The sequence below is a fragment of the Vibrio sp. 397 genome (genome assembly GCF_033339395.1).
In the GTDB taxonomy this organism is placed as follows: domain Bacteria; phylum Pseudomonadota; class Gammaproteobacteria; order Enterobacterales; family Vibrionaceae; genus Vibrio; species Vibrio alginolyticus.
Map to the genome: position 1 here is coordinate 11,977 of NZ_JAWOUN010000022.1, position 26,795 is coordinate 38,771.

Here is a 26,795-nt window from a genome sequence, read left to right on the forward strand (position 1 = left end):
CAGTTAATCAAGTCAAAGCAATAACTTAGGGGTTCGACTAATTTACAGCCAATAAAATTAAAAGGTTTGACCAGTTTCTGGTATCCTTGCAGCGCTTAAATTTTATCGCCTAGGCTTATTTCTATTGCCGTACTCATCTCTTTTTATAGAGAAGACATGCAAAGCGGAAACTGAAATAAGCCTAGGCCTGTTTGAATACCTATTGAGGCTGTGAACTTTATGTCTTCTGGACAATCATTTTCACGTTCATTACTAAAACTACCTTTATCGGTACTGGTAAAGGGCACCACAATCCCGTCGAACCCGATTGAAGATCTGAACATCGACCTAACTAAACCGATTGTATATGCCCTGCCGTTCCGCTCGAACGTGGATTTGCTGACACTGCAAAAACAAGCCATGAGCCTTGGTCTACCCGACCCGCTCAGCCCGCTGGAAATCAATGGCAAAACGCTGAACCGTTTCGTCTTTATCGCTGCGCGTCCAACTGTGATGAACAACGATAATGATGTCCCAACCGATTCTGTTTCTCTGTTCACTGACTTACTGGAACTGCACAAGCTGGATAGTGAGTTGGATGTTCAAATGATCCCTGCAACCGTGCTTTGGGGTCGTAAGCCAGGTAAAGAAGAGAACCAAAAGCCTTACCTTCAACCGATGAATGGTCCGCAAAAAGCCAAAGCAGTAATGGCGGCGGGACGCGACTGCTTAGTTCGCTTTAGTCCCGTGGTATCTCTGCGTTATATGGCAGACTCTCACGGTACCGACAGCGCAATTGCGCACAAACTGGCTCGCGTGGCGCGTATCCACTTCTCACGCCAGAAACTGGCTGCTTCAGGCCCAAACCTGCCACAACGCCAAGTGTTGTTTGCTCGTTTACTAAAATCTCCAGCTATTGAACTGGCGATTGCTGACGAAGCCAAGATCAAAAACATCTCGATTGATAAGGCACGTAAAGAAGCCCACGACATCATGGATGAAATCGCCGCCGACTTCTCCTACAGTCTAGTGAAAAACGGCGACCGCATCCTGAGTTGGTTATGGACAAAACTATACCAAGGTTTGCACATCAATAACGCCTCGACTGTGCGTCGTTTAGCGCAAGACGGCCACGAAATTGTGTACGTTCCTTGTCACCGTAGTCACATGGACTACCTGCTTTTGTCTTATGTTTTATACCATGAAGGCATGGTACCTCCGCACATTGCGGCAGGCATTAACTTGAACTTCTTCCCGGCCGGTCCTCTTTTCCGTCGTGGTGGGGCGTTCTTTATTCGTCGTAGTTTTAAAGGCAACAAACTGTACTCAACCATTTTCCGTGAGTATCTAGCTGAGCTGTTTGCCAAAGGCTATTCAGTCGAGTACTTCAGTGAGGGTGGTCGTTCACGTACAGGTCGCTTACTGCAAGCGAAAACGGGTATGCTGGCTATGACCATCCAAGCAATGCTACGTGGTCTAAACCGCCCAGTAACACTAGTGCCGGTCTACATCGGTTACGAGCACGTAATGGAAGTAGGCACTTACGCGAAAGAGCTGCGTGGCAAACGCAAAGAGAAAGAAAACGCAGGGCTTGTACTGCGTACTCTGCGTAAACTGCGTAACTTTGGTTTGGGCTATGTGAACTTCGGTGAGCCAATTCAGCTCAACCAATACTTGAACGAGCATGCTCCTGAGTGGACGAAAGACATCGACAGCATGGGTGGTAACAAACCACAATGGATGAATCCTGTGGTGAACGACCTCGCTAATAAGATGATGACGCACATCAATGATGCGGCGGCGGCAAACGCGTTGACCTTGTGTGCAACCGCACTGCTTGCTTCTCGTCAACGTGCACTTTCTCGTGACTCGCTGATCAATCAGATCGAGTGTTACTTAAAGCTACTCAAAAATAATCCGTACTCAAGCACCTCCACTATCCCTACCGAAAGTGCTGAGGAGTTGGTCGATCATGCAATTTCGCTTGATAAGTTCGTGATTGAAACCGATAGCATGGGTGACATCATTTCGCTGGACCGTAGCCAATCCATCCTGATGACTTACTATCGCAACAACATCATTCACTTGTTCGCTCTGCCGTCATTAATTGCCCAAATGCTCATTCGTCAGCGCAACCTTTCGGTAGCCAAGATTCAAGCGAATGTCGCGCAAATCTACCCATTTTTGAAGAAAGAGCTGTTCTTAAGCTACCAAGAAGACGAGTTGGATGAATTGGTCGTTAAAACACTGCATGAATTTGCCGATCAGAAAATGATTAGTCTGGATGGTGATAAGCTGGAAATCAATCAGTCGAACAACCAGCCTTTGGTTCTGTTAGGTCGCACGATAACTGAAACGCTGCAACGCTACTCTATCGCGATGAACTTGCTTGTTGCTTACCCTGAACTGGGTAAATCGGACCTAGAGCAGAAGAGCCAAGATATTGCTCAGCGCCTAGGGCGTTTGCACGGTATTAATGCGCCAGAATTCTTCGATAAAGGTGTGTTTACCGCGATGTTCAATACGCTCAAACAGCAAAAATACCTCGATAACGATGGTAACTGTGACACGAAGAAAACGCAGCAATTTGCACGGCTACTGTTCACTCTGCTTTATCCAGAAGTGAAACTGACGATCGAAGAGAGTATTCACCAACTTCAGTCGTAACCGTTTTATCTTCTTTCAATAAGAAAAAAGGCATCCAATCGGATGCCTTTTTCTATTTCTTCGCTTACCAAAATGCGACCAGTAACCCTATCGCTATCACCATGCCAACATAATTGTTGTTAAGGAAAGCCTTAAAGCACAACTCACGCTCACGGTGACGAATTAAGTGCTGCTGATAAACAAACAACGACGCTGCAATCAAAAGGGTCCAGTAGTAACTTTGTCCCAATTGATAGAACTGCCCTAACCAAACCAACATCGCGAGTGTAATCAGTTGCAACACACCAATAATAAGCTTGTCATGACGACCAAACAGAATTGCCGTCGATTTAATGCCAATCTTTAGATCATCATCTCGGTCTACCATCGCATATTGAGTGTCGTACGCAATGGTCCACAAAGCGTTAATGAGGAACAAAAACCAAACAATCAATGGTAATTCCCCAGTTTGTGCAGCCCACGCCATTGGAATCGCCCAGCTAAAAGCCAAGCCTAAAAATAGCTGTGGAATATGAGTGTAACGCTTCATAAATGGATAGATGAACGCCAACACAATACCAGCGAAGGATAGCTGAATCGTCAGCGGGTTCATGGTCAGCACTAACAAAAACGAGCTGATACCCAAAACCAAAAATAATCCAATCGCTTCTTTTGCTGTCACTTTCCCTGATGGCAGTGGACGTTGCTTAGTACGCTTTACATGGCCGTCGACTTTGCGATCTGCAAAATCATTAATCACGCACCCCGCACTACGCATTAGGAATACACCCAATACAAACACGATAAATACATCCCAACTCGGCATCCCTTGGGCTGAGATAATTAGCGCCCAAATCGTTGGCCACATCAGTAACAGTGAACCAATCGGGCGATCCATGCGCATCAGTTGCCAATATGCTTTGGCTTTTTCTGCGGACATTTACACTGTCTCCTTAGCGTAAACTGGTGAATTAGATAAGAATAACTCGGCGACTAGCATCGGTTTGTGATTCATCCACAACCTTGAGCGTCGCGCTAACAAACGTCCTTCTGGTACGGCTACCCATCCCATTTGTAAAGAGTCTCGCTCAACGTTATCTGCGCTGAACACTGTTAATCCTAATGGGATATCCCCTTGTTGAGCCAAATCATACTGCTGATCAACTAAGGTTGAGCGAGGAATCAATGTCCGCCCAATAACCCAGTTATTATTGTCACCGCACAAAATTACCTCTCTCAGTAAGCAATCTTGTTCGGACAATAACTGGCTTTCGTCCTGTTTTAATGTCGCTGCAGTGACGATCTGATTTTGTAGCAATTCTACCGTTAACGCTTGGCAGTGCTGTTTTAAACGACGTGACAAAGACCCTTGCTCTTCAAGCCAATGCTTGGCAAATTCATTTGGAAATTCGAATTCTTCGGGGTTTTGCCACTCTACTTCCAATAAAGAAGCAAGATAGAGTGATGTTGGCTGATTCATACTAGTATTCAATTGGAGGCTTTATGCGTACAATAAAGCAACAACTTACCGTCCATAGTAATGTATGTAACCGTAAGTTCCGTTATTTGTTATAGACGGCCCATTGTATCAAGACTGAAGCGATTCGAATATCGCGATCCAGAGAAAGAAAAGTTAGAAATATGTACAAACGTTATATAGCCCAAATTATTTTTGCGTTAACCATACTATTCGCCGCACCAAGTTGGGCTGAAACGGAAGAAGCTGGACCTAAGTTGGCATACTTTACCCTAGAGCCTGATCTCACTACTAACTTTTACACCAAAGGCAAAAAGTTAGGTTATGTGCAAGTGCGCATCGACATCATGGTAATGAGTCAACAAGATTTATCAGTTGTTGAGCATCACCAACCTTTGATTCGCGATGCAGTGATTGAATTATTGGGTAAGCAAACAGAAGATACGATTAAGTCCCTTTCTGGCCGAGAAGATCTGCGCAAAACTTTAGTGACGACCCTCAACGAAACGCTTTTGCCTGAAACAGGTAAAACCATCATTGCCGATTTGTTGTTTACAAAATACCTTTATCAATAAACCCAAATTCGTTTTGAACATAAAAAAAGACCGCTCTTGAGCGGTCTTTTCATTTCATCTGCTTTAAGCTTGCTGTTGGTATTTCATCTTGCCAGAATCAAACAACGCAATCGCCATCCCCGACAGTAGCCCAACTAAGTGAGCGGTGTTTGCAATCGCCATAAATGGCTGCACAAAACCAAGAACTAACCATACCAACATAAAGACGATGATTGGCTTAGGTAGCGTAAGGCCTAAATGTGGCAAGCGGTAACCTAATATCCACAAATAACCAAGCAGTGCATAGACCACGCCAGACAAGCCACCGAAGTTAGCCCCTTCAACATAGAACTGGCCTGCCCCTGAAAGCGCTGCCGACACCACAAAGAGTTGCAATAGCTTACCGGAACCGAGACGACGTTCGATGTCGCCCCCCAACTGCCACCACCATAGTAAGTTAAACACGATGTGAGTTACTGAAAAGTGCAGTAACGCATGACTTAGCCATCGCCACACTTGCCATTGTTGCCCCTCAAAAGCCGGGAAGTGCAACAACTTAAACACGCCATTGCCAAAGCCAAACATTTGTAACAAGTAGATGATGATACAGACTGTCATGATCAGCAAAGTCATGGGGCCAGCTTTCGCTTTGACCATGCTTATGATACTCGGGCTGGAATAATGAAATGTGCTCTTACGAGTATCGGCAACGTCCCACGAGGCGGCGCTGTATTTTGAATCAGACGGGTTAGCAAGGAACAGCTTAAGTTCGGCTTCCGCTTCTATTTCATGCTGGCTATCAGTCAGCCACAGCGCAAATTGCCCATCCCCTTCATGCATCATTTCGATGTCAATTTGGCGAGAGGCCATATAATCAATAAAGGCTTGCGCCATACGTGGATTATTTAACGTTACCAATCTCTTCATTAACTTCTCACTATCGGTAGTTCTGCTCGATGCCAGGCTTCAAAGCCACCATCTACACTGTACACCTGTTCAAAGCCTTGGTTAACCAAATATTGCGCCGCACCTTGGCTACTAATACCGTGGTAACACATCACTAGAATAGGTTGTTCGAACTCCACTTCATCCATAAACGCAACGATCGTATCGTTAGTTAAATGATACGCGGACTCCGCATGCGCAACGGCAAACGATTGAGGGTCACGGATATCTACAAGCTTCGCATCACCCTGCTCGAGCAGCGCTTGCGCACCTTGTACATCGATATGCTTAAACTGATCCATTTACTTTCTCATTGTCTTATTAATATACCCAAGCAACCTCGAACCTAACGTACTAATCAGCACCCGTGGTACAGCATAAAATCCATATTTGAAGCTGCTTGGGTATACTGCCGCTATTGTAACCTATCCAACAGCAAACTTAGACACATGGATAATCAGGGTTTTCAAAAGTGTACACATTCCAACCATTTGTGGATAAAGCTGTGAATTGCGTTGATAAAGTGTATTTGGATCTTTTGATCCACAATATGTAGTGATGATCCTGATCTAACTGTGTGTATATCTATAACTATCCCCAGATGGAAAAGTGCTTGAATCCCTTGTTTTGTCCGGGTTTCGAACAGTTGATAAATAATTACTTCACAGAGTTATACACAGGTAGCACATAAAATCCGGATCGCAAACGCTATCGATTTTCGATCGACAATAAAAAAGCCGAGATCACATGATCTCGGCTTTCTATGAAAATCTTACTTTCAATTAGCAGTGGAAATTAAAATTCACCCACGGCCAATTTTAGTTTCTTCATTGCATTTTTTTCTAGCTGGCGAATACGCTCGGCGGAAACACCGAACTCATCAGCTAAGTCTTGCAATGTTGCTTTCTCATCATCTAACCAACGAGAACGCACGATGCGCTGACTACGCTCATCCAAACTCGCTAATGCATGACCCAAGCGATTGTTGGTGTGCATTTCCCAGTTGGCGGCTTCAATATTGTCGGCCACATCAGACGATTTGTCTTCTAGGTATAGCATCGGCGCTGTGTAAGCGTTTGAGCTGTCGTCTTCATCAGTTGGCATATCAAAGGTTGAATCCACCGCCGCTAAGCGTGATTCCATCTCGCGAACTTCAGAAGGCTCAACACCTAACTCGCGCGCAACGGTTTCCACTTCACCGTTGTTAAACCAACCCAAGCGCTTTTTCGACTTACGCAGGTTGAAGAACAATTTACGTTGCGCTTTAGTGGTCGCAATTTTCACGATACGCCAGTTACGTAGCACGTATTCGTGGATCTCTGCTTTGATCCAGTGGACAGCAAAAGAAACCAAGCGAACCCCTACTTCTGGGTTAAAACGCTTAACGGCTTTCATTAGACCGATGTTACCCTCTTGCACAAGATCCGCCATTGGCAAACCGTAGCCAGAGTAACCACGAGCAACGTGAACAACGAATCGTAGGTGCGAAAGAATTAGACCTTTTGCAGCCTCAATCTCACCTTTATAGTGTAATCGTTCTGCCAGCTCACGCTCTTCGTCTGCAGTCAGCATTGGGTAGCTGTTTACTGAGCGAATATAGCTATCAAGGCTATCTTGCGTGACTAGAGCCATCGGATACGCTTCTTTTGTCATTCAATTCCTCATCAATCTCTGATCTGGAGCATTACATTGCAATTTAGCTTCGATATCTTGAACTCAAAATGAACAAGTTTCAAGAAGGGGAAGCAATTATCCATAAACATTTGGTCTAAGCAAGGGTTCAAAATTAGCTAGTGCTAATGAAATCCAAGTAATAAGACCGCCATCACTTAAACTGGTTCAATTTCTTTTAAATGTCGTTGCGCAGAAAAGCGCGCCGCAATACATCCCAAAAGACTCCCAATGATGATTAGTAACAAAGATTCATCCCAACTTAGACCAATCAGGCGGAACTGGCTATCGTACAACGCAGCAAGGTCTTCCACCGCACTATTCATGACAATGGTCACTAAAGCCGTTACCAACCACGCAATAGTGGCACCTAACACGCCAAACCACATACCTGTGTACAAGTAAGGGCGCAGAATGAAACTGTCCGTCGCACCGATCAGTTTCATGGTTTGAATCTCTTCTTTATTCGCCAGCACATTAAATCGCAATGTATTGCCAACGATTAAAAATACCGCACCGAGCATCAGCACTGTCAGGGTAATGACAATAATACTCGCGAGAGTTTTGATGGCATCAAGACGCGCTAGCCAGTCTTCGTCAAGTCTCACGTCGGTCACATCTTGTTGCTCTCGAACGTCTTTGGCTAATGACTGAATATCACTTTTTAGCTCCGAATCTGGCGTAATCACCAACACACCAGGTAGCGCATAGCCACTTAAGAGGCTGATAGCTTGGTCGAACCCTGCATATTGGCTTAAATCAGATAGACCTTGTTGCGGTGAAATATACTCTACCTCTTTTACCAAAGGCCAAGTTTCAATTTGATCTTTGAGAACCATCACTCGCGCATCCGGCATACCTTCAACTAAGTAAGCACTAACTTGTGAAGGAGAAGCGACATCTTCCGCTGCCCCCGCAACGTTTTTCCCCAATAGATACAAACAAGCTGGCATGGCAAGTGCCATGGAGATGACCGCTAGGGTCAGAATGTTGCCTAGTGGTCGTTGCCATAAGGCGCTAAAAGAGGATTTAGCTTGTTTTGCGTGGACAGAGAAAAAACCATCGGTATTCGCACGCTTGGCACTGCGGCCTTTCCCCTTCTTTTGGGAGTGCTTGTTACCTGCCATAGTCTTCTACCTCACTTAGGAAGCCTTGGTTCAATTCAAAATGACGATACTGTGGGCGAGTGTTTACTAACCCCACATCGTGCGTGGCAAGTAGGATAGTCACGCCCGCACGGTTAAATTCTTCGAATAGACGCAACACACGGTTGGATAATTCTGGGTCAAGGTTACCCGTAGGCTCATCAGCCACCAGCAACGTTGGTCGATTAACCACAGCACGGGCAATACCGACGCGCTGTTGCTCACCACCAGAAAGTTGACTAGGTAGACAACGAGCTTTATCGAGTAAGCCCGTTTTATCTAACGCCGCAGAAACACGGCGTTTGATTTCGTTTTCAGAAATCGATTCGATACGCATTGGCAGAGCGACATTGTCGTACACACTGCGATCCATCAATAGGCGATGATCTTGAAAAACAATCCCAATATTGCGGCGCAAAAAAGGGATGTCTTTGCTTGGAATACGCGTGATGTCGTGACCATTAAAATGGATTTTGCCATCGGTTGGTCGCTCTATCGCGCAGATCAATTTCAGCAAGGTACTTTTACCAGCCCCGGAATGTCCGCCTAAAAACGCCATTTCACCGCGCCTCAGGTGAAAATCGACTTTTTGCAGTGCTTGTCGACCACCTCGGTAAGCTTTGCTTACTTGCTGAAATTTGATCACCGTTGATTTCCTCTAACTCTTTTTATTCTTCACGACTAAACAGTGCGTCAATAAACTCTTGAGTTTCAAATGGACGCAAGTCTTCGATACCTTCACCCACACCAATGTAACGAATTGGAATACCGAACTGATCAGCGATAGCGAAAATTACGCCGCCCTTGGCTGTACCATCCAGCTTAGTCAAAGTAATCCCGGTTAGAGGGGCAACATCACTGAAAAGTTTCGCTTGGCTAATGGCATTTTGTCCTGTACCTGCATCAAGCGTTAGCATGATCTCATGTGGTGCAGAGTCATCAATTTTCTTCATCACACGTACAATCTTACGCAGCTCTTCCATTAGGTTCGCTTTGTTCTGTAGACGACCTGCTGTATCAGCAATCACGACATCCACACCACGTGCTTTTGCCGCTTCAATCGCATCATAGATAACAGAGGCACTGTCTGCGCCAGTATGTTGAGCAATCACAGGAACATTATTACGCTCACCCCACACTTGTAGCTGCTCAACCGCTGCGGCACGGAAAGTATCTCCCGCTGCAAGCATCACTTTTTTGCCTTGAGTTTGGAACTGCTTCGCTAGCTTACCGATGGTCGTGGTTTTACCCACGCCATTTACACCCACCATCAAGATGACGTAAGGCGTTTTGTTGCTATCGATTTCTAGTGGCTGTTCGACTTTAGAAAGAATCTCAGCCATTTCTTCTTTCAACAAACCATAAAGGGCTTCGCCGTCTTTCAGATCGCCACGTGTGGCTTTTTCTGTCAGGTTGTTGATGATTTTTGTTGTGGTATTCATGCCCACATCAGCAATAAGCAGTTGCTCTTCTAGCTCTTCAAATAAGTCTTCATCGATTTTCTTACCGCTGAACAGACCGAAGAAGCCAGCACCAATATTTGCTTTTGTTCGGCTTAGGCTGCGTTTAAGACGAGCAAAAAAGCTTTCTGTTGGCTTTTCTTGTTCTTGAACACGAGGCGCGGCCGATACGACTTCTGGCTCTTCTGCTTCTGCTTCTGCTTCTGCTTCTGCTTCTGCTTCTGCTTCTGCTTCTGCTGGGGCAGCCTCTGATTGTTTCTCTTCTTCTTCAAGTTCTGGTGTTGCTTCCGCTTGCTCAGCAACCGCTTCGGTTTGCTGCTCTTCAGAAGGCGCTTCCACTGCTTCTTCTTTTACTGTTTCTTCAGTTTTTGGTTTTGGGCTTTGTTCTTCGTCACCAAAACCTAGCCACGAAAGTAATCCGCGCTTCTTTTTTTCCGTCATCTGGGGCTATCCTAGATTGTTCTTTTATCTATTAATGACTCTTTTTTGACAAGATTATTATCTGTCTAAAAAAGGCTAATGACAAAGTTCTGAAAACTTTCCGATTAGGTAATTCTAATCTTATTAGTGTTACACTCTGTCATCTTGAATATTCTGGGCTGTATCCAAGCTCCAAGCTCATTGCTTGGGCGATTAGATATAGTATCACTTTATTAGCGGTCAAAAAATCTATGGTAAGACGTCGCCAGCAAAACTCATCACAAAAAAAGCCAACAACGGGCTTTGTTCGCATTATTAGTGGCTTATGGAGAGGCAGAAAACTTCCTGTACACGATGCTGAAGGCTTACGCCCCACGACCGATCGCGTCAAAGAAACGCTGTTTAACTGGTTAGCTCAAGATGTACCACAGGCAAAATGTCTCGACTTGTTTGCTGGCTCTGGCGGCTTGGGATTTGAGTCAGCTTCGCGCCAAGCAGAGCAAGTGACCATGGTTGAGCTAAACCCACAAGCTTTCCAACAGTTACAAAAGAATGTTGCCTCTCTTAACGCGAACAACATCCAAGTGGTAAATACCGACGCACTGAGTTTTTTGAAGCAACCGGGTTCTGCTCATCATGTGGTGTTTATTGACCCACCGTTTCGCAAAGGCCTATTGGATGAGACCGTGGCTCTGCTAGAACAAAATGGCTGGCTCGCGGAAGATGCGATGATTTATATTGAAACAGAAAAAGAACTCAATATTGCCGACTTACCAGAAAACTGGCAATTACATCGAGAAAAAACAGCAGGCCAAGTGAGCTATCGTCTGTACGAACGTACCTCCGCATAACGCCTCGATTTAAAAGGATACTTAAATGAAAGCACTAATTATGCTGGCCAAAGCGGCTATCGCCTTTGTTTGGTTAGTATTAATCCTAAATATTTTTATGCCCTTTCCCGGCAATGCCGCGATTGCGCTATACATCATGACCGCTTTTTTGTTCATCATGCACGGTTTACAAATGGCCATCTTCATTGGTGCATTTGGCGACAAAATAAAAATGAGCAGTTGGGAAAAATATTCAATACTGATTTTTGGTATTTTTGCCCTACTCGATATTCGTCGTAAACACATGATGTAATCGCTCAGATACGAAAAAGCCGCTCTTGTGAGCGGCTTTTTTCTGCGTTTCGTTCGTCACCCAATGTAACTTTTTACACCATCTAAGAACATTTGAGTGGAGATCATCACCAGTAACAAGCCCATTAAGCGTTCTACCGCCTTCAAGCCACGTTCACCCAACAAGCGATTAAAGAAGCCATAAAACATCAGTATAAAAAATGTTGCGCCCCACGCAATTACGACTGATGCTGACATTTCCAACATTTTCTCTGGATGTTGCGAAGACAGTAAAAGCAAGGCTGCAATCACTGAAGGGCCCGCGATCATAGGAATGGCCATCGGAACAATAAAGGGCTCCTCGCCTGCTGCCAGTCCAGTGATGCTGCCAGCACTCGGGAAAATCATCTTAATCGCAATAATGAAGAGAATAATGCCACCTGAAATGCTGAGCGTTTCTGGCTGGACATGCAAAAAACTTAAGATGCTTTGTCCTGCAAACAGAAATAGCATCAAGATCAGTAAGGCAAACAGTAGTTCACGAATCAATACCTTACGACGACGCTTGGGATCGATATGTTTGAGAATAGACAACACAATCGGCAAGTTACCGAGAGGGTCCATGATTAGAAACAGCATGGTCGCTGCAGAAAGAATGTCCATATTCTGGCCTCACCTAAAAAATGGCGGCCAGTGTATAGCAAACTGACAACATGAGTATATGACTGAGGGCGAAAACACCATATTCACCCTCGATCTTAGCCGCCGTTTAGTGATTGCAAACTCGCGCCATATTGACCACAAACTTACCTTCAAGCTCACGAATTTTGTCGCGCTTGAGCAAAAATGCTAGTAATGCATCTAAGTCTAGATCATTCAGTTTACAGGTGTGAAAGCGAACGCTAGCGCCAAAGTGCTGTGTGAGGGCTTCGCGATCCATTGGCGTTTCTCTAAGTAGGTTTAGCAGCTCGTGAGCATGGATTTCACTCATTATTGACTCCAGTTATTAAGAACAATGCGTTCAGTTTACTGAAATCCTCAAGAGCTGCTTTGACTTAAATTAGTAAATGATTGAGGCAACAATGAGGGCATGAGCAAAAAAGTAACTGCCACTCACCCACAAATAGGCGTGTTTCATCGGTTTTCGATAACCGTGTATCGCGTATGCCAGCGCCGAATAGATCAGAACTAAGGTTCCGCTAAAGCCGATAGCATTGGCGTAACTCGGCACTTGTAACCAAACTTCACCGGCAGCCCAAGCAAGTTGAACCAGCATCATCCCCATGATCACAACGGGGAATACCAGAGAGTCGAGTTGAGGTAGCAACAAAAAGAACGCTACGATACTCGCTGCAAGCAGCAGGGCCAGCAGCCACCAGACAATCTCACCATTAAGCTGCACCCAAAATGACTTGCTGTAGCATACCTGGGCAACCAGATAAGCCGTAAAATAGATTAGCTTACGAGTTTTAAACGAGTGCAGCGTATCTGCCACCATAGACACAATCAGCCCACCCGCAATCCAGTAGGTATATGTTGCGGATGCACCTTGAGTTAACACCAACACAAGAAGAAGTAGCAGAGTAAAGATTTTAAACACGAGGGATTGTGTCGGGTTAGCTTGCTTTGCTCCCAACACGGAATACACACCTGATAGCCCTATCGCCAGCCAACTCCACATGCAGTATACACCTTTTACTTAAACTCGCCGCTAGTCTAGGTAGACCAGTTTTGATGTAAAGACGCAATCTACGAAAGTTGGATCTCGCTAGCGATTCGAAACATTTTGTAACCCTCAGCCTACGTAATAATAAAGCCGATGAGCCTGAATGATGCCACTAAACATTGGGGCCAAGCTTTGCTCATCAGCCGAACCCATCAAATCACACGACACAATAACCAACGCTTTCTAAAACTATTTAACTGAAAAACAGATAAGTGCTCCAGGTAAGCCGCTACTTCACAAACTGACGATTAAACCACCAGGATGTATGCAATGCAGGCAACAAGAATAAATAACAGACACAAAATAGAAAATAGTCTTAGTAGCGCCCTAAGAGAGGAAAAACTACTGATGACTAGGGGTAAAAACTAAGAAAACCGACCTTAATTCAGTAAAAAAAACATCAGACAAGAAAAGTAAGTCAATGATAAATAAAACCATAATTTCAATAACAGATAAAAGTGCGGACTTCATAAACCATAAAATCACTAAACACTTTTGAAGCCCATATTTTCTCATAAGGTAAGAAAATCTCACTCCATGCTTTCGATTTGACGATGCAACCTCATAGCACATTTTTTAATTTTCTCAATTTTTGAGAAATACAGACAAAATAAAGACCCAACATACCATTCGAAACAAAAAACAATTACAAAGCCAACACCACAAACCATTTAACATTATAAAATCAAACACTTAAAACCCAAAAGGATAAAAACAAAACAATGTGAACACTTTAAATACAGGACAAAAAACATAGTTTCATTAGTCAGAATCATGTAAAACCAGACAAGTTAAGTGTGGTTTTTGAAAAGATTAACGAGCATATGTTGATCAAACCCCAAAAACAGTGCTATATTAAATTCATCGAGTTCATCAAAGATTAAGGGGTAGTGTTATGATTTCATCTTCTCAAAAACAAGGGCTGGTTATGATTGCAGTGGTTGTGGGTTTAATGACACTGCCAATGATGTACTAACCCAATGATTTAAAATAAAAAAGGACGCAAATGCGTCCTTTTTTATTTATCTGTATAGCTCTACTGAATGTGCTTAGACAAAATATCCCAGTGCATATAGTAGAAACCAAGAGCGGCCAGCGTAATCAACGTCATTAGCAAAATTGCTGTACGCCAAATAAAGCGAGAGCTTCTTGGTGTCAGCTCTTTTTCACAAGCATCACATGCCGCCATAAAGCCTTTACGATCATCCAGCTTGTAATCGTCTTCGTGCACCACTTTGTTACGCACGGTTGCGATGAATCGAAGCTTTGCTATCACGTCATGCGGTAAACGTTCTTCACAACTATTAATAAGTTGGTGCAACCCTTTCCCTTCTGCATGGTACTGAGTACGCAAAAGTTTTTCGATCGTTCGGGTACGCATGACTACTTTTTCAATATCTGACATCGTAACCCTCCTTACCAGACCCTTCCTATGTTCATTATTTTTATTCTTCTATAAATTTAGAGCTTTTTCGAGCCGTTAAGTGCAATTTTACTTTCAATTTGTGCCCTTGAGCTCATATAGCCTAACAAGTGAAAGCCGCTTCGTTCAGCTTTAGTGACTTCGCTTGCAGATGAAGCGACGATTTCATCGTGCATCATTAAGATAAATCGTGAAGTGCGCCGAATAATCTCCATATCCCTTTCATTAGATTATGAATAAGCTACCTCAACTCATCGTTTCGTCAGCGAGTTCTGTAGAATGGGACCCGATAAAACATTGGAGGTTAATATGCCAATCTCACTTATTGTCGCCCTATTCGCCCTTATTGCCTTGGGCGCGTGGGTGTTTTTCCGTTTTTATAGTAAGCACTATGTGGGCGAAGACGCTCCAGAGCAAAGCGCGCAGGTAACGGTTTTAGATAAACAAGCGATAGACATACCAAACGCACCACCAGGTCAAGACGATCAAGAGTATTGGATTTACGTTCAACGTGGTTCTATCGGTCCAAAGCGTGAATTCCAAATTGGAGTGCATTACTACCATGCACTCAACCCTGGAGATAAGGGAACACTGACCTATCGCGGCAACAAGTTCCTTCACTTCGCTATCAAACGTTAAGGCAGTAACCAACGAGTCTTGGCAGAACGAGAAAAGAGATAGCTCATCGCCAAGGCTCCAGATCCACTTAGAACGATCCAGACTGGAATCACCCAAGCAGGATGTCCTGTGTACCAACCGAACTCTTTCATCGGCCATAAGAAAATAGGGTGAAGTAAGTAAATCCCCAAGCTGTGCTGACTGATCACACTGACCGCTTTTTGTACTTTTGGTGATAAGCCTTCACCAAAGTAACGCCCGATCATAAAAATCATCGAAGCCGCTAGAATCACATTCAGTGTTTTATAAGAGAGCCAGCGCCCAACCGTATACTTCTCCGCCTCTAAGCTATTTGTCACAACCATCGTAAAGGTCACTGCCAACGCCACGAGTCCTAGCCCAACAAATAAGGTCACCATAGAGCGATTCAAAGGTACCTTTTGAAATAAAACATACCCCAGTGGAAGGTAACCCATATAAAGCCACATCTGATTACTCCAAGGGCCATCAATCTTGAACAAGAACAGAGTGCTGGTGAAAAGCCAAAATGCGAGATAGGTATACAAGACGTTGTCATCCACGTTGCGTACCATCCATTGAAACAGCGGAATCACAAAATACAGTGGTATAAAGTAATAGAAAAAGCCGAGATGGTAATACGTTGCGTGGAATGGGCTATTGCTTAATACCTCTTTTACGGTTTCAAAATCAAAGCCTTGAGAAGTCCAGCCTGAAAGGTATGCATAAAACATCGACCAAATAAGAAATGGAACTAAAACTTTGCCCAAACGCCTTTTGATATAATACTTACCGTCAAATGGTCGAGTGTCACTGAGCATTAGCGCTCCGGTGATCAAAATAAAAACTGGCACTGCCCAGCGGGTTACGCTATTCACGCCTACCGCTGTCAGCCATTGGTCAAATGGAATCACTCCTAACTCATTTCGATACGGTGCCAAGACGTGAATGGCGATCACTGCTACCGCTGCGAAGCAGCGCAATAAATCAAAAAACAGAACCCTTTCTCTCATACCTTTCCCTACTTTGAGTCGCTTATCGTTTATAGCATAGGGTAAATCTCAACCAGTGAAATGGTTAACAATCTGTTTTTGCTTATTTTTAACTCAACAATGACCTACAACGGGGATTTCATCACCACTCTAATCACTTAACGAGAACCAAAAACCAAGCATCAGTATTCACTCTCGATGCCAAACCGACACAATCTGATTACAGCAAACGGCGCATAAGAAACAAAAATGGCTCCGATTTGGAGCCATTTATACCATCGACAGATAGCGATACTGGGGATAGTTACGCAGTAGCAACATTAGCTTTTGGCAACTTAATTGAAATCAGCGTCGTCATTGCCAAGAAAGCAAAAGAAACCCATAAGCACGCTGCAAGACCAGCCTCTTGGTAGATCCAACCCGATAATACCGTGCCAATCAAACGTCCCATCGCATTGGCCATGTAGTAAAAACCGACATCCAACGAGACGCCATCGCCTTTAGCGTAGCTCACTATCAAGTACGAGTGCAGCGAAGAGTTAATGGCAAACACAGCGCCAAAAATCATCAAACCTACCACAATCACCAATTCAGGCTGCCAACCGATTTGCACACCATAAGCAATACCAGCCGTAATTAACGCTAGGACTCCTGCCCACACCAATGCTGCACTACCATCAGGCACACGACCTTGCGCTTTGCCAGTAATACGCGGCGCAAAGCCTTGCACAAACCCATAAGCAATGACCCACGCTGCGAGAAAGCTACCAACCCACAAGTGATCCCAGCCAAACACGCTACCAAGATAAATAGGCAGAGCAACGACAAACCACACATCACGAGCACCAAACAAGAACATGCGTGCTGCGGATAAAATGTTTATCGATTCAGACTTGGAGAATATTTGGCGAAACTTAGGTTTACTCTTTGCTTTACCCATGTCCGCTTCTAGCCAGATCATGCTGCAAACAAACACTAATGTAAGTACACCCGCCATAATAAACATCGAGTTTTGAAAACCCACCCAAGACAGCAGCAAGCCACCAACAAAAAAGCCCGCTCCTTTGAGTGCATTCTTCGAGCCAGTCAAAATCGCTACCCATTTGTAGAGCGCACCTTGCTGTTCGTCTGGTACTAGCGTTTTAATCGCGCTCTTAGCACTCATTTTGTTCAGATCTTTGGCAATCCCCGACAGAGCTTGCGCTGCCATCACCCAAGGAATGGTCAGCCATGCATTTGGTACTGCGAGCATCAGCAACGCAAACACTTGCATCGCCAAACCAATGTTCATGGTTTTATTTAGGCCTAACCTTGCGCCCAACCAACCACCAACCAGGTTTGTCACCACACCAAAAAATTCATAGAAAAGAAACAGTGAGGCAATAGCTAACGTGGAATAACCTAAGTCATGAAAATAGAGCACCACCAGCATACGCAGTGCGCCATCGGTCACCGTAAAGTTCCAATAGTTAAACGTCACTAACATGTACTGACGAATACTTTTGCTTAATTGAGAAATCATATTGACCTCATATGTACAGCGATAGAAGCATTTAGATCATCATGTTCTAAATACTTCCTAACCTGTACAGCAACATTGACCAATACAATGTTGCTGTGATTTTCAAAAAATGCCCCAACATCAATAAAAAGCAAAATACACCTTAAAAACAATGTATTAGTTAATATTAATGGCTTTTTTTGTAAACAGTCGTATCCTGAAGAAGCTCGAATTTAGCTTTTGGATCATAATGAACCAAAAGCTATTTAAGCTGATCAAGCGTCTTGAGCCACGCGTTCGATGTACTCAACTTGCACAGGTTTTGTAAATGCACCAGGGCGCAATGCCTGTACTTCTCGCACGATATCTTCTAACTGCCATTCCTTTTCTAGGAGTAGGTGAGCAGCGAACAAACCTGTGCGCCCCGAACCACCCATGCAATGCATCGCAACTTTGCCACCTTGAGCAAGAATCGCGTGCAGTTCCGGACTGGCTTGTTGCCACTTCGTCGCAAATTCTTCATTTGGTGCGCAGTCGTCTTCAATCTCGATCTGGAACCATTTCATTCCCAGTTGCTGAGTGGCTTCACCCAATGCAGAGACATTCTTCGCAGCTAATTCACTATCATCTAATGCAGTAACGACCGCTTGAACACCCTGCTCTTTCAACTGTTCTAACGACGCATGCAAATCGACACCTTTCGTTCCTGGGCACGGTGTTAAGATTAAAGCACCGGAGTCCAAATCTAATTGCCATGTAGGATGAGACATTGTGACCCCCTTTTAAGCCAAACCAACGTTACGAACCAGCTCTGCTGTGCGCGTTGCATAACCCATTTCGTTATCGTACCAAGCGTAAATCTTAACCATACGAGAACCCACAACCATGGTTGATTGCGCATCAACGATGGTTGAACGTTGGTCGCCTTTATAATCGATAGAAACTAAAGGACGCTCTTCGAAGCCAAGGATGCCTTTCAAATCACCTTCAGATGCTTCTTTTAACAGTGCATTCACTTCTTCTGCCGTGGTATCACGCTTCACATCAAAAATGATGTCTGTTAACGATGCGTTTGCTAGAGGTACGCGAACCGCATGACCATTAATTTTGTCTTTTAATTCTGGGAAAATTTCGACAATCGCCTTCGCGCTACCCGTAGTGGTTGGGATAAGGCTCATGCCGCATGCTCTTGCACGGCGTAGATCTTTGTGTGGCGCATCCAAAATAGTTTGCGTATTCGTCAGGTCGTGAATGGTCGTAAAAGAAGATTGTTCGATACCCAATTTCTCATGAATGACTTTAACCACAGGTGCGATACAGTTAGTCGTACACGAAGCTGCTGTCACGATACGATGTTTTTCAGGGTCGAAAATATGGTCGTTCACGCCCACCACAATGTTCGCAATACCTTCTTCTTTCACAGGTGCGCTTACCACGACACGTTTCACGCCTTGCTCTAGGTATTTGTTTAGGAATGATGTTTTGCGATGTACGCCTGTCGCTTCAATCACAACATCACAATCAGACCAGTTCACCGCATCGATATCGCGTTGTTGAGTCGTGGCAACACGCTTGCCGTTGATGACGAGCTCACTGCCTTCGACCTGAACTCCATGATGCCAACGACCTTGCACTGAATCGAATTCTAATAAGTGACCAAGCGTAGCTGCGTCACCTGCGACATCGTTGATTAACACAAACTCCAATTCTGGCCAATCAAATGCCGCTCGCAGCGCTAAGCGACCAATTCGGCCAAAGCCATTAATTCCTACTTTAATTGTCATAGTTTTACCCTCTAATCTTCTACCTTGAATCTCTATTCGCTGTTAACAGCAAGCCTCACGACTTTTATCGTGTAAGCGTGTGATGTCGTCTTGGTATTCCTGCTTCAAACAGTTTGATGCCACTAAGTCTTCAATTAACTTTCGCATCCAACCTGGTAATTGCTGTGATAACTCGTAATACACCCATTGCCCTTGGCGTTTATCCACCAAGATGCCACTGGATCGTAACTGAGCAAGATGACGAGAAACTTTCGGCTGGCTCTCTTGTAGAGCAAACGCCAAATCGCCAACGCAAGTTTCACCTTCACGGGCCACGAGCATTAAACAACGTACGCGTGTTTCATCGGATAACAGCTTAAAAAACTGATGTGGAAGCATAATGAACATACCTATATATGGATATGCGTATATGTTTATTTAATTAAGATATATCGTCAAGAGGAAACCGTCCATCGTCATAAAAGTTTCACATCTAACGAACAGCTTGATTGTAAAGAGAGAGATTCAAAGAGATAAAAGATAAGACAAGAAATTATGCAGTCGCGATGCTTTGACTCCAGCGAGCCGCTTCACCTAAGGAGAGCTTCACTTCCTCTAAAGGCAACCCCAATTGCATCGTGATTTTTTCAACCCCTGACCAATCGGCACGCTCGTAGCACTCTTCGAGGGAAATAAGTGCACCATAAACCCCTTTGCGATGTAATAGCGCTTGTTGTACTGAATGACTAAGCGGTAACTGCCTAACTAAAGATTCCACCGAAAGATCCAGCAGCGCATCTAGAATCGACAGCAAACCAACCATGAAACCTTGCTCGTTGAGGTGAGAGAATGGCTGATAGCGCGACATCAATTGGCAAAATTGAGCTCGTTGCAATGAAAGGTGATACAGCTCTCGAGGCTTGTTACTGGAGATATACGATGCCACAACCAAAGAGACAAACTGCTTAAGGTTATCCTGGCCAAGATAAATCAATGCCTGACGAAAAGAGCTGATTTCGACAGCCAAATTCGGCGCTTGCGTATTTACAAAACGCAATAATTTATATGACAACGCGACATCTTGCGTAATGATGGACTCGATACGAGTAAAGTCAGGCTCAGGAGCACAAACTTCACGAAACAGTTGCAATGCCAACACTTGCTCAGGACTGACGTATTTAGTCTGCGAGACGAGTGGCTTGCTAAAAAAATAACCTTGGAAAAATTTAAAGCCAGCCGCTTTCGCTTGCTCAAACTCTTCTGCGGTTTCAACACGTTCTGCTAAAAAGTGGTATTTGACGCGTTTGGCAAGGTGTGTTTTGACCAGTTCACAGGCCTTTTCGAGCCCCATCGCCATAATGTCGAGCTTCACAATATGCACATATGGCAAAAAACGACGCCATTCTGGTGTTAGGGTGAAGTCATCCAAAGCGATCAAGTAACCTTCTCGATAAAACTCACGAATCGCATCAAGAAGCTCATCCGTAGGTTGGCACGTTTCCAACACTTCGATGACAATTTTGTTTTTCGGCAAACTGCGCGGCAAACGTCGCACCAAGCTTTGATGAGGAAAGTTAATAAAGCATCTTGAAGAGGCAATCACTGGGTTAGTACCCAGTGATAGGAAGTTTTCGACGATCAGTCGGTATGTCGCTCGATTTGAATCAATATGTGAAGGGTATGCGTTACTCTCCCCGTCTCGAAACAACAATTCATAACCCAGCGTCTGTCTTTTTCGGTTAAAGATCGGCTGGCGAGCGACATACGTTGTATTCATGCTAAAGAAGGACCTATAAATGGCTTATGACTTTGCAGCTGCTAATAATGCACCACAACCCATGAACATTGAACCGAATACTTTGTTTATTTTTCCCATGATTTTATCGGAGCGAATAAAGCGTCCCATTTGTGCTGCCAAGCTCGTGTAACCCAACATTACACACGCATCAATCACGACCGTAGTGACGCCAAGCACCAACAGTTGCGTGATTTGGTCTTTTGCCGGGTCAATAAACTGCGGAAACAACGCCACCAGAAAAACAATCGATTTAGGGTTGGTGAGGTTAATCAACACTGCCTTGTACAACAGCGCCGTGCCTGACATCTCGTTATGGTTTTCAGCTGCGACTAAGCTTGATGTATCGCGCCATTTCTGAATCCCCAGCCAAACCAGATAAGCGGCACCAACCCATTTAATGACAGAAAAGGCGGTTGCTGACTGCGCGACAAGCGCACCAATACCCGCCCCCACCAGCGCGATGTGGATAACTAAACCAATTTGTAAGCCAATAATGGCACCCAGTGATTTACGGGTACCGTAACTCAAACCATTACTGATTGAGTTCACCGTGCCAGAGCCCGGAGCCAAACTAAAAACGATTGCTGTTACTACATAAGCTAACCAGACATGGGTATCCATTGCATTTCCTCACTAATTCTTCGATGATACATCGCGTAAACAACGTATCTTCAGGTAATCAACTAATGGCGACTAACCATTCACCTTTGACTTATACTCAAGAGACATTATTTGAGCAAGCAATTGGTGGTCCGATCGCAGCACTTTGGCAAACTCGCCAAGAGGGCTTTGTTAAAGGGACTGAGAAAAAGAACATTTACTGGTGCAAGCTAACCAACCCAGAGCATAAAAAAGCCGTGCTCATCGTAAATGGACGCATTGAGTCTTCCTGGAAATACCAAGAGCTGTTTTACGATCTCTACCGCCAAGGTTTCGATGTCTATTCCTTTGACCACCGCGGTCAAGGTTTATCAGATCGTTTATTATCTGACTCAGATATGGGTCACGTCTATGACTTTACTGATTATATTGATGATATGGACATCGTCGTAAAAAAACACGACCTTAGCGAATATCAACAATGCTTCATCATCGCGCACTCTATGGGCGGCGCGATCGCCACACGTTACCTGCAAACTCACCCAGAACACCCTTTTACTGGTTTGATTCTAAGTGCGCCCATGTTTGGCATTAACCTGCCATGGTACCTATCACCAATAGCGATTCCGGTCACACAAATTATGTCAGCGGTATCGACTTTGCCACGCTATGCACCAGGACATCAGGCCTACTTCCCTAAGCCCTTTGAAGATAACCCACTTAGCCAAAGTTACGGCCGCTACCAATGGTTCCGAAACCTATATACGGAAAAACCGGAACTGCAAGTCGGTGGGCCAAGCACTCGCTGGGTTTGGCAAGGGCTCATGGCCGCTAAGCAGTGCTTTTTATTAACTCGCCAAGTCAAAATACCAGTCATCCTAATCCAAGCCGGAAACGATCGGATTGTTAGCAATCTCGCGCAAAAGCGTTTTATTGATAAATTGCGGAAAACCAACCCGCACGCGGAGCTGCTTTCTATCGAAGGCGCACAGCATGAAATCTTGTTCGAGACCGACAAGTATCGTAATCAAGCGCTCGATGCGATTTTCCGCTTTATGAATGACCCTAAATCGCCATCAAACGAACAAGCACAATAAGAACTCTAGGCGACCATTTCACGACTAAGATTAAAGAGGAAATGTCTACACATCGATTTACCCTCTTTTTCATCCTCATTTTGGCGTACACTGCTTGAACTTGGCTACTTTGACACTGTGTTTAACCACATAGTGCTACGAGCCCAAGTTCCCCCGCATTCGGAGCAGTACGATCTAGTCAGTCTGCTGTACTCCGTTTGCAATTCACCTGTTCCACACTATCCAAACCGTTTACGAGGACTTCATGAGCACATCGCTACCTTGCAAAGAGATCACCAAAATCGTTGCCTCTGATCTGGATGGCACGTTACTCGCACCTAACCATCAGCTCAGTGCTTACTCAAAAGAGACGCTAAAAGCGCTGCATGAAAAGGGTTATACCTTTGTCTTTGCAACCGGCCGTCACCACGTAGACGTTGCGAGCATCCGTCGCCAAGTTGGCATTCCAGCTTATATGATCACGTCGAATGGTGCCCGAGTGCATGACCAGGAAGATCAGCTAATGTACAGCGAGAATGTCCCTGCGGAACTGGTACAAGGCGTGATCGACACGATCAAACATGATCAAGAAATACTTATTCACATGTATCAAAATGATAGCTGGTTGATGAACAAGGATGATGAAACGTTACGTGACTTCCACGATGAATTCACTTACGTCTTATTTGATGAAGACCACGCCCCAACTGACGGTATTGCGAAAGTTTTCTTCACGCATCCAGGAGAAGACCACGAACGTTTGGTCGTATTTGAAAACAAACTACGTGAGCAGTTTGGTGATAAGCTGAATATCGCATTTTCAACGCCTTGGTGTTTGGAAGTAATGAGCGCTGGCGTGTCTAAAGGTCATGCTCTTGAAGCGGTAGCGAAAAAACTCGACCTCACGTTAGAAAACTGCGTAGCATTTGGTGATGGCATGAATGACGTAGAAATGCTGTCGATGGCAGGTAAAGGGCTAGTTATGGGTACATCACACGAAAAAGTGATGAAAGCTCTACCAAATAATGAAGTAATTGGCAGCAATGCAGAAGATGCGGTTGCACACTACCTACAAGAACACTTGCTGTAAGCTTCAATACTCCAAATAATGAAGGGCTGCACATTCGCAACCCTTCTCTTTTATCGCTGACTTGGCAGCTTCTCTTTGCCAAGAATCGCGTCCCATTCTTCTTCTGTCACGGGCATAATCGACAAGCGATTTCCACGTTTCACCAACGGCATGTTCTCAAGTTCTGGCATCGCTTTCATCACCGACAACGGAATCACTCGCGCCGTTTTACGTACAAACTCGACATCCACCATAATCCAACGCAGGTTGTCTGGGTCTGACTTTGGATCGTAATAATCGCTTTCGGGATCGAATTGGAAATGATCGGGATAGGCTTCTCTCACAACTTTAGCAATACCTGCCACGCCAACATGTTTACAAGAAGAGTGGTAAATCAGGACTAAATCGCCCACCTTCACTTGGTCACGCATCATATTGCGCGCCTGATAATTACGAACTCCCTCCCAACATGAAACCTTTTGGGTTCGAAGCGTGTCAATAGAAAAGGTATCTGGTTCAGTTTTAAATAACCAATATGCCATAATGCCATCCGATGCCGATTGAGTAACAATAATGAGGAAGATATAACATGAAGGCTTTGAAAAACCCAGTGGCGCTTGCCACCCTGCTGGTTCTGCAAGCATGTAGTTCACAGTCGCCACAATCTGGTGCCGCTGACCTAACCTCTCCACCAGCAACCTTAGATAAGCCTGAAACCATTCAACCTCAAACTTTTATGCTGCTCGGAAAAGTGATCGTCGGTCACGAGAGCCAATACATCATGCCTTGTGGCAGCGACAAGCAATATTGGTTGCAACTGTCACCACAGCAAATGCAACGAGCAATTCAGTTAAATAACGAGCCTTACCAGACCATGTATGGCGAGGTTATCGGCCACCTCAACCCACCGGGCATCGATGGGTTTTCTGCTGATTTCGATGCTAACTTTGTCGTGGAACAAGTGAACTTCCTCACAACGGAAAATCCAAACCGTTGTCAGCAACCAAACAAACCAACTCGCGTGTTTGGTAATGAGCCTTCTTGGTCGGCAAGCTTTGAGGCTAATGGACTAACATTCCAGCAAATCGGCAAACAAACCACAAAATTAGCGATTAAAAGCAGTCAGCTTCAACCTCGCCAGCGCACTTATCAACTGCAAGGTGGTGAGCTTCGCTTAACAGAAAACCTCTGCTCAGACACAATGAGCGATTCTTTGTATGGCTGGAAAGCAACACTAAAACATGATGGCGAGACGTATCAAGGTTGTGGTATGGCTGCAAACGTCGATGCAACGCTTGGCTGGGCTAATACCTATGTCGCGACCTCAACCCAATCACAAGGCTTTGAAGTACAAATGACCTTAAACCCAGACCACAGCGCCACAACAAAATACCGTTACGCCAATGGACAAGCACCATTAATCGAGCGTGGTTACTGGCAACAGTTAAGTCCGTCTCAGGTTCAAGTTGTCATGACGCATCATCAACAGCAAAGGCTAATGTCAGAGCGACTGTTTACTCGAGAAGGCAATCAGCTCAAAGCGACCAAAGAAAAAGTCGGTAACTTGGTCTACCCAATCGCCGATGGTGGTTTAGTCCTTTATCCTGCCACCGTTCGTGATGAAGGCATCATGCAACCAGCCGAAAAACGCACCAACAACCCCATCGGTAGTGCTGACGTACCTTCTAGTGCAGAGTTTGATTCAAAAGTAGATGCCGCGGTGCGCAACTACTTCTTTATCCATCAAACCAACCCCAACAATAACCAATACCGTTGGCTAACTTACGACCTAAACAGCGATGGTAACGAAGAGCTATTGGTACAGTTGGATTGGTGTGGTTCCGGTGGCTGTACATTGCTAATATTTGAACATCACGAAAAGGAATGGCGCTTTAATAGCCGCATTACACTAGTGCAAAGCCCGATTATGCTCGGCCAACAAACCTCTCATGGTTGGCGAGATCTGATTTTTAATGTCAGCGGTGGCGGAGCTAAAGCGGCTCAACATGTTATGCAATACACTGGGGTTAGCTACCCACTCAACCCAAGCATGGCGCCAACGGCAACGCCAAACCAAGTCAGTGGTGTGCGTCTGTTCTCTGATGGGATAAGCCCGGTGCGAGAAGGAGTTCGTCTTTAATGTCTCAACCGTGTCCAACCTGCGGTTTTCAATTCAATTGTATGTGCTCGCTGATGCCGAAACTTACCAGTGAGCACAACATCCTGCTGTTAATGCATCCGAATGAACTGAAGCGTGATACTAATACCGGCCAGCTACTAGAGCATTGCCAACTCAACATTGAGCGAGTAATCTGGGATCGCAAACAGCCACCAGCAGAATTACTCTCTCTATTAGCTGATCCGTCGCGGTATCCGGTGTTGCTCTTCCCCTGTGAAGAAAGTATCACACTCGAAGATGTGGTACTCCAAAGCCAGCAACAAACCAAAACTCCGCTGTTTATTATTTTGGATGCCACCTGGCAAGAGGCGCGCAAGATGATCAATAAGAGCCTTTGGTTAGAAGGTATCCCTACTATGGGATTGTCTGCGTCGGCGGACTCACAATATCAGCTGCGACGCAACCAACAACAAGGTAACTTGTGCACGTTTGAAGTCGCTGCACATTTGCTCGGGCAACTTGGAGAACAAAACAACCAACAACAAATGCAGCGCTTTTTTGCCCATTACCTCGCTCTGTTCCAAGCTGAAAAGAGTGGACACGCTCTTAAGCGTTAACCATTAAGCTCAGTAGAAGAACCAAACAAAAAACGCAGCCTACGCTGCGTTTTTTAC

Annotated in this window: 29 protein-coding genes; 9 read left to right on the forward strand and 20 right to left on the reverse strand. The window is 44.8% G+C overall.

Annotated features, from left to right (window positions below; genetic code table 11):
• Window positions 1–219 precede the first annotated feature (219 nt).
• Window positions 220–2,646: a glycerol-3-phosphate 1-O-acyltransferase PlsB gene (gene plsB / locus R7P36_RS22175; protein ID WP_213900079.1), complete on the forward strand. Its 2,427-nt coding sequence runs from the start codon at window positions 220–222 to the stop codon at window positions 2,644–2,646.
• Between the two features lie 64 nt (window positions 2,647–2,710).
• On the opposite strand, the gene ubiA is transcribed toward plsB, so the two are convergent.
• Entirely contained in the window at window positions 2,711–3,565 is an 855-nt protein-coding gene (ubiA, locus tag R7P36_RS22180; RefSeq protein ID WP_005378684.1) for a 4-hydroxybenzoate octaprenyltransferase, read from the reverse strand.
• Window positions 3,566–4,105 (reverse strand): chorismate lyase, encoded by a 540-nt coding sequence (locus R7P36_RS22185; RefSeq protein WP_005378686.1) that lies wholly within the window; start codon window positions 4,103–4,105, stop codon window positions 3,566–3,568. It lies immediately after the preceding gene.
• A gap of 161 nt (window positions 4,106–4,266) precedes the next feature.
• On the opposite strand from R7P36_RS22185, the gene R7P36_RS22190 reads away from it, so the two are divergent.
• Window positions 4,267–4,677 carry a flagellar basal body-associated protein FliL gene (locus R7P36_RS22190; protein WP_005378687.1) on the forward strand — a complete coding sequence of 137 codons (411 nt, stop codon included), beginning with the start codon at window positions 4,267–4,269 and terminating at the stop codon, window positions 4,675–4,677.
• 63 nt (window positions 4,678–4,740) lie between these two features.
• Here R7P36_RS22190 and glpG read toward each other — a convergent pair whose 3' ends face one another.
• The 6 genes from glpG to ftsY form a co-directional block, all read right to left on the reverse strand.
• Window positions 4,741–5,583, reverse strand: coding sequence for a rhomboid family intramembrane serine protease GlpG (glpG, locus tag R7P36_RS22195; RefSeq protein ID WP_213900078.1), 843 nt, complete (start codon window positions 5,581–5,583; stop codon window positions 4,741–4,743).
• On the reverse strand, window positions 5,583–5,903 hold the full coding sequence (gene glpE, locus R7P36_RS22200; RefSeq protein WP_005378691.1) for a thiosulfate sulfurtransferase GlpE: 321 nt from the start codon (window positions 5,901–5,903) through the stop codon (window positions 5,583–5,585). Before glpE ends, glpG begins: the two co-directional genes overlap by 1 nt.
• A 493-nt stretch (window positions 5,904–6,396) precedes the next feature.
• A complete protein-coding gene (rpoH, locus tag R7P36_RS22205) occupies window positions 6,397–7,254 on the reverse strand; it encodes an RNA polymerase sigma factor RpoH (protein ID WP_005378693.1) in 858 nt (285 codons plus the stop codon).
• Between the two features lie 176 nt (window positions 7,255–7,430).
• Entirely contained in the window at window positions 7,431–8,399 is a 969-nt protein-coding gene (gene ftsX / locus R7P36_RS22210) for a permease-like cell division protein FtsX (protein WP_005378695.1), read from the reverse strand.
• On the reverse strand, window positions 8,389–9,063 hold the full coding sequence (gene ftsE, locus R7P36_RS22215; protein WP_005393800.1) for a cell division ATP-binding protein FtsE: 675 nt from the start codon (window positions 9,061–9,063) through the stop codon (window positions 8,389–8,391). Before ftsE ends, ftsX begins: the two co-directional genes overlap by 11 nt.
• A gap of 22 nt (window positions 9,064–9,085) precedes the next feature.
• Window positions 9,086–10,318, reverse strand: a complete 1,233-nt coding sequence (gene ftsY, locus R7P36_RS22220; protein WP_064354405.1) for a signal recognition particle-docking protein FtsY — start codon at window positions 10,316–10,318, stop codon at window positions 9,086–9,088.
• Window positions 10,319–10,548: 230 nt separating this feature from the next.
• Here ftsY and rsmD point away from each other — a divergent pair, with 230 nt between their 5' ends.
• Together rsmD and R7P36_RS22230 are read left to right on the forward strand one after the other, a co-directional pair.
• The gene (gene rsmD, locus R7P36_RS22225; RefSeq protein WP_005378702.1) at window positions 10,549–11,148 is read left to right on the forward strand and encodes a 16S rRNA (guanine(966)-N(2))-methyltransferase RsmD; all 600 of its coding nucleotides are present in this window, start codon (window positions 10,549–10,551) and stop codon (window positions 11,146–11,148) included.
• A 25-nt stretch (window positions 11,149–11,173) separates the two neighbouring features.
• Complete coding sequence (locus R7P36_RS22230) at window positions 11,174–11,440, forward strand: DUF1145 domain-containing protein (RefSeq protein WP_005378704.1); 267 nt, start codon at window positions 11,174–11,176, stop codon at window positions 11,438–11,440.
• A 56-nt stretch (window positions 11,441–11,496) separates the two neighbouring features.
• Here R7P36_RS22230 and R7P36_RS22235 read toward each other — a convergent pair whose 3' ends face one another.
• The 4 genes from R7P36_RS22235 to R7P36_RS22250 all read right to left on the reverse strand — a co-directional run bounded on the left by R7P36_RS22235 (window position 11,497) and on the right by R7P36_RS22250 (window position 14,549).
• Window positions 11,497–12,081, reverse strand: coding sequence for a YhgN family NAAT transporter (locus R7P36_RS22235; protein WP_005389671.1), 585 nt, complete (start codon window positions 12,079–12,081; stop codon window positions 11,497–11,499).
• A gap of 106 nt (window positions 12,082–12,187) precedes the next feature.
• On the reverse strand, window positions 12,188–12,409 hold the full coding sequence (locus R7P36_RS22240) for a YecH family metal-binding protein (protein ID WP_005378711.1): 222 nt from the start codon (window positions 12,407–12,409) through the stop codon (window positions 12,188–12,190).
• A gap of 69 nt (window positions 12,410–12,478) precedes the next feature.
• Window positions 12,479–13,099, reverse strand: a complete 621-nt coding sequence (locus tag R7P36_RS22245; RefSeq protein WP_005389670.1) for a lysoplasmalogenase — start codon at window positions 13,097–13,099, stop codon at window positions 12,479–12,481.
• Between the two features lie 1,081 nt (window positions 13,100–14,180).
• Window positions 14,181–14,549, reverse strand: coding sequence for a hypothetical protein (locus R7P36_RS22250; protein ID WP_005378717.1), 369 nt, complete (start codon window positions 14,547–14,549; stop codon window positions 14,181–14,183).
• 327 nt (window positions 14,550–14,876) lie between these two features.
• Here R7P36_RS22250 and R7P36_RS22255 point away from each other — a divergent pair, with 327 nt between their 5' ends.
• Window positions 14,877–15,206 carry a DUF2500 domain-containing protein gene (locus R7P36_RS22255; RefSeq protein WP_005389668.1) on the forward strand — a complete coding sequence of 110 codons (330 nt, stop codon included), beginning with the start codon at window positions 14,877–14,879 and terminating at the stop codon, window positions 15,204–15,206.
• Here the strand turns inward: R7P36_RS22255 and R7P36_RS22260 are convergent.
• The 7 genes from R7P36_RS22260 to rhtB all read right to left on the reverse strand — a co-directional run bounded on the left by R7P36_RS22260 (window position 15,203) and on the right by rhtB (window position 21,878).
• Window positions 15,203–16,216, reverse strand: a complete 1,014-nt coding sequence (locus R7P36_RS22260; protein WP_017821298.1) for an acyltransferase — start codon at window positions 16,214–16,216, stop codon at window positions 15,203–15,205. The genes R7P36_RS22255 and R7P36_RS22260 overlap by 4 nt on opposite strands.
• A 283-nt stretch (window positions 16,217–16,499) precedes the next feature.
• Entirely contained in the window at window positions 16,500–17,717 is a 1,218-nt protein-coding gene (gene arsJ, locus R7P36_RS22265; protein WP_104979841.1) for an organoarsenical effux MFS transporter ArsJ, read from the reverse strand.
• Between the two features lie 254 nt (window positions 17,718–17,971).
• Window positions 17,972–18,466, reverse strand: coding sequence for a cyclin-dependent kinase inhibitor 3 family protein (locus R7P36_RS22270; protein WP_005383629.1), 495 nt, complete (start codon window positions 18,464–18,466; stop codon window positions 17,972–17,974).
• Between the two features lie 12 nt (window positions 18,467–18,478).
• Window positions 18,479–19,480: an ArsJ-associated glyceraldehyde-3-phosphate dehydrogenase gene (locus tag R7P36_RS22275; protein ID WP_005383630.1), complete on the reverse strand. Its 1,002-nt coding sequence runs from the start codon at window positions 19,478–19,480 to the stop codon at window positions 18,479–18,481.
• 42 nt (window positions 19,481–19,522) lie between these two features.
• Complete coding sequence (locus tag R7P36_RS22280) at window positions 19,523–19,858, reverse strand: metalloregulator ArsR/SmtB family transcription factor (protein WP_005378730.1); 336 nt, start codon at window positions 19,856–19,858, stop codon at window positions 19,523–19,525.
• 154 nt (window positions 19,859–20,012) lie between these two features.
• Window positions 20,013–21,236 (reverse strand): EAL and HDOD domain-containing protein, encoded by a 1,224-nt coding sequence (locus R7P36_RS22285; RefSeq protein ID WP_005378731.1) that lies wholly within the window; start codon window positions 21,234–21,236, stop codon window positions 20,013–20,015.
• A gap of 24 nt (window positions 21,237–21,260) precedes the next feature.
• Window positions 21,261–21,878, reverse strand: coding sequence for a homoserine/homoserine lactone efflux protein (gene rhtB, locus R7P36_RS22290; RefSeq protein ID WP_005378732.1), 618 nt, complete (start codon window positions 21,876–21,878; stop codon window positions 21,261–21,263).
• 65 nt (window positions 21,879–21,943) lie between these two features.
• Between rhtB and R7P36_RS22295 the strand changes: the two genes are divergently transcribed.
• Window positions 21,944–22,954 carry an alpha/beta fold hydrolase gene (locus R7P36_RS22295; protein ID WP_005378733.1) on the forward strand — a complete coding sequence of 337 codons (1,011 nt, stop codon included), beginning with the start codon at window positions 21,944–21,946 and terminating at the stop codon, window positions 22,952–22,954.
• A 244-nt stretch (window positions 22,955–23,198) separates the two neighbouring features.
• Window positions 23,199–24,023 (forward strand): Cof-type HAD-IIB family hydrolase, encoded by an 825-nt coding sequence (locus tag R7P36_RS22300; protein ID WP_017636084.1) that lies wholly within the window; start codon window positions 23,199–23,201, stop codon window positions 24,021–24,023.
• Window positions 24,024–24,073: 50 nt separating this feature from the next.
• On the opposite strand, the gene R7P36_RS22305 is transcribed toward R7P36_RS22300, so the two are convergent.
• Complete coding sequence (locus R7P36_RS22305) at window positions 24,074–24,544, reverse strand: EVE domain-containing protein (RefSeq protein ID WP_172563449.1); 471 nt, start codon at window positions 24,542–24,544, stop codon at window positions 24,074–24,076.
• Window positions 24,545–24,591: 47 nt separating this feature from the next.
• Here R7P36_RS22305 and R7P36_RS22310 point away from each other — a divergent pair, with 47 nt between their 5' ends.
• Window positions 24,592–26,142 carry a COG3650 family protein gene (locus R7P36_RS22310; RefSeq protein ID WP_213900077.1) on the forward strand — a complete coding sequence of 517 codons (1,551 nt, stop codon included), beginning with the start codon at window positions 24,592–24,594 and terminating at the stop codon, window positions 26,140–26,142.
• Window positions 26,142–26,738, forward strand: coding sequence for a tRNA-uridine aminocarboxypropyltransferase (locus R7P36_RS22315; protein ID WP_172563447.1), 597 nt, complete (start codon window positions 26,142–26,144; stop codon window positions 26,736–26,738). Before R7P36_RS22310 ends, R7P36_RS22315 begins: the two co-directional genes overlap by 1 nt.
• Window positions 26,739–26,795: the final 57 nt, after the last annotated feature.

Bases quoted from the DNA above. Each gene is read 5' to 3' on its own strand.
- plsB (WP_213900079.1), top strand. From the start codon at position 220: ATGTCTTCTGGACAATCATTTTCACGTTCATTACTAAAACTACCTTTA.
- ubiA (WP_005378684.1), bottom strand. From the start codon at position 3,565: ATGTCCGCAGAAAAAGCCAAAGCATATTGGCAACTGATGCGCATGGAT.
- R7P36_RS22185 (WP_005378686.1), bottom strand. From the start codon at position 4,105: ATGAATCAGCCAACATCACTCTATCTTGCTTCTTTATTGGAAGTAGAG.
- R7P36_RS22190 (WP_005378687.1), top strand. From the start codon at position 4,267: ATGTACAAACGTTATATAGCCCAAATTATTTTTGCGTTAACCATACTA.
- glpG (WP_213900078.1), bottom strand. From the start codon at position 5,583: ATGAAGAGATTGGTAACGTTAAATAATCCACGTATGGCGCAAGCCTTT.
- glpE (WP_005378691.1), bottom strand. From the start codon at position 5,903: ATGGATCAGTTTAAGCATATCGATGTACAAGGTGCGCAAGCGCTGCTC.
- rpoH (WP_005378693.1), bottom strand. From the start codon at position 7,254: ATGACAAAAGAAGCGTATCCGATGGCTCTAGTCACGCAAGATAGCCTT.
- ftsX (WP_005378695.1), bottom strand. From the start codon at position 8,399: ATGGCAGGTAACAAGCACTCCCAAAAGAAGGGGAAAGGCCGCAGTGCC.
- ftsY (WP_064354405.1), bottom strand. From the start codon at position 10,318: ATGACGGAAAAAAAGAAGCGCGGATTACTTTCGTGGCTAGGTTTTGGT.
- rsmD (WP_005378702.1), top strand. From the start codon at position 10,549: ATGGTAAGACGTCGCCAGCAAAACTCATCACAAAAAAAGCCAACAACG.
- R7P36_RS22230 (WP_005378704.1), top strand. From the start codon at position 11,174: ATGAAAGCACTAATTATGCTGGCCAAAGCGGCTATCGCCTTTGTTTGG.
- R7P36_RS22235 (WP_005389671.1), bottom strand. From the start codon at position 12,081: ATGGACATTCTTTCTGCAGCGACCATGCTGTTTCTAATCATGGACCCT.
- R7P36_RS22240 (WP_005378711.1), bottom strand. From the start codon at position 12,409: ATGAGTGAAATCCATGCTCACGAGCTGCTAAACCTACTTAGAGAAACG.
- R7P36_RS22245 (WP_005389670.1), bottom strand. From the start codon at position 13,099: ATGTGGAGTTGGCTGGCGATAGGGCTATCAGGTGTGTATTCCGTGTTG.
- R7P36_RS22250 (WP_005378717.1), bottom strand. From the start codon at position 14,549: ATGTCAGATATTGAAAAAGTAGTCATGCGTACCCGAACGATCGAAAAA.
- R7P36_RS22255 (WP_005389668.1), top strand. From the start codon at position 14,877: ATGCCAATCTCACTTATTGTCGCCCTATTCGCCCTTATTGCCTTGGGC.
- R7P36_RS22260 (WP_017821298.1), bottom strand. From the start codon at position 16,216: ATGAGAGAAAGGGTTCTGTTTTTTGATTTATTGCGCTGCTTCGCAGCG.
- arsJ (WP_104979841.1), bottom strand. From the start codon at position 17,717: ATGATTTCTCAATTAAGCAAAAGTATTCGTCAGTACATGTTAGTGACG.
- R7P36_RS22270 (WP_005383629.1), bottom strand. From the start codon at position 18,466: ATGTCTCATCCTACATGGCAATTAGATTTGGACTCCGGTGCTTTAATC.
- R7P36_RS22275 (WP_005383630.1), bottom strand. From the start codon at position 19,480: ATGACAATTAAAGTAGGAATTAATGGCTTTGGCCGAATTGGTCGCTTA.
- R7P36_RS22280 (WP_005378730.1), bottom strand. From the start codon at position 19,858: ATGCTTCCACATCAGTTTTTTAAGCTGTTATCCGATGAAACACGCGTA.
- R7P36_RS22285 (WP_005378731.1), bottom strand. From the start codon at position 21,236: ATGAATACAACGTATGTCGCTCGCCAGCCGATCTTTAACCGAAAAAGA.
- rhtB (WP_005378732.1), bottom strand. From the start codon at position 21,878: ATGGATACCCATGTCTGGTTAGCTTATGTAGTAACAGCAATCGTTTTT.
- R7P36_RS22295 (WP_005378733.1), top strand. From the start codon at position 21,944: ATGGCGACTAACCATTCACCTTTGACTTATACTCAAGAGACATTATTT.
- R7P36_RS22300 (WP_017636084.1), top strand. From the start codon at position 23,199: ATGAGCACATCGCTACCTTGCAAAGAGATCACCAAAATCGTTGCCTCT.
- R7P36_RS22305 (WP_172563449.1), bottom strand. From the start codon at position 24,544: ATGGCATATTGGTTATTTAAAACTGAACCAGATACCTTTTCTATTGAC.
- R7P36_RS22310 (WP_213900077.1), top strand. From the start codon at position 24,592: ATGAAGGCTTTGAAAAACCCAGTGGCGCTTGCCACCCTGCTGGTTCTG.
- R7P36_RS22315 (WP_172563447.1), top strand. From the start codon at position 26,142: ATGTCTCAACCGTGTCCAACCTGCGGTTTTCAATTCAATTGTATGTGC.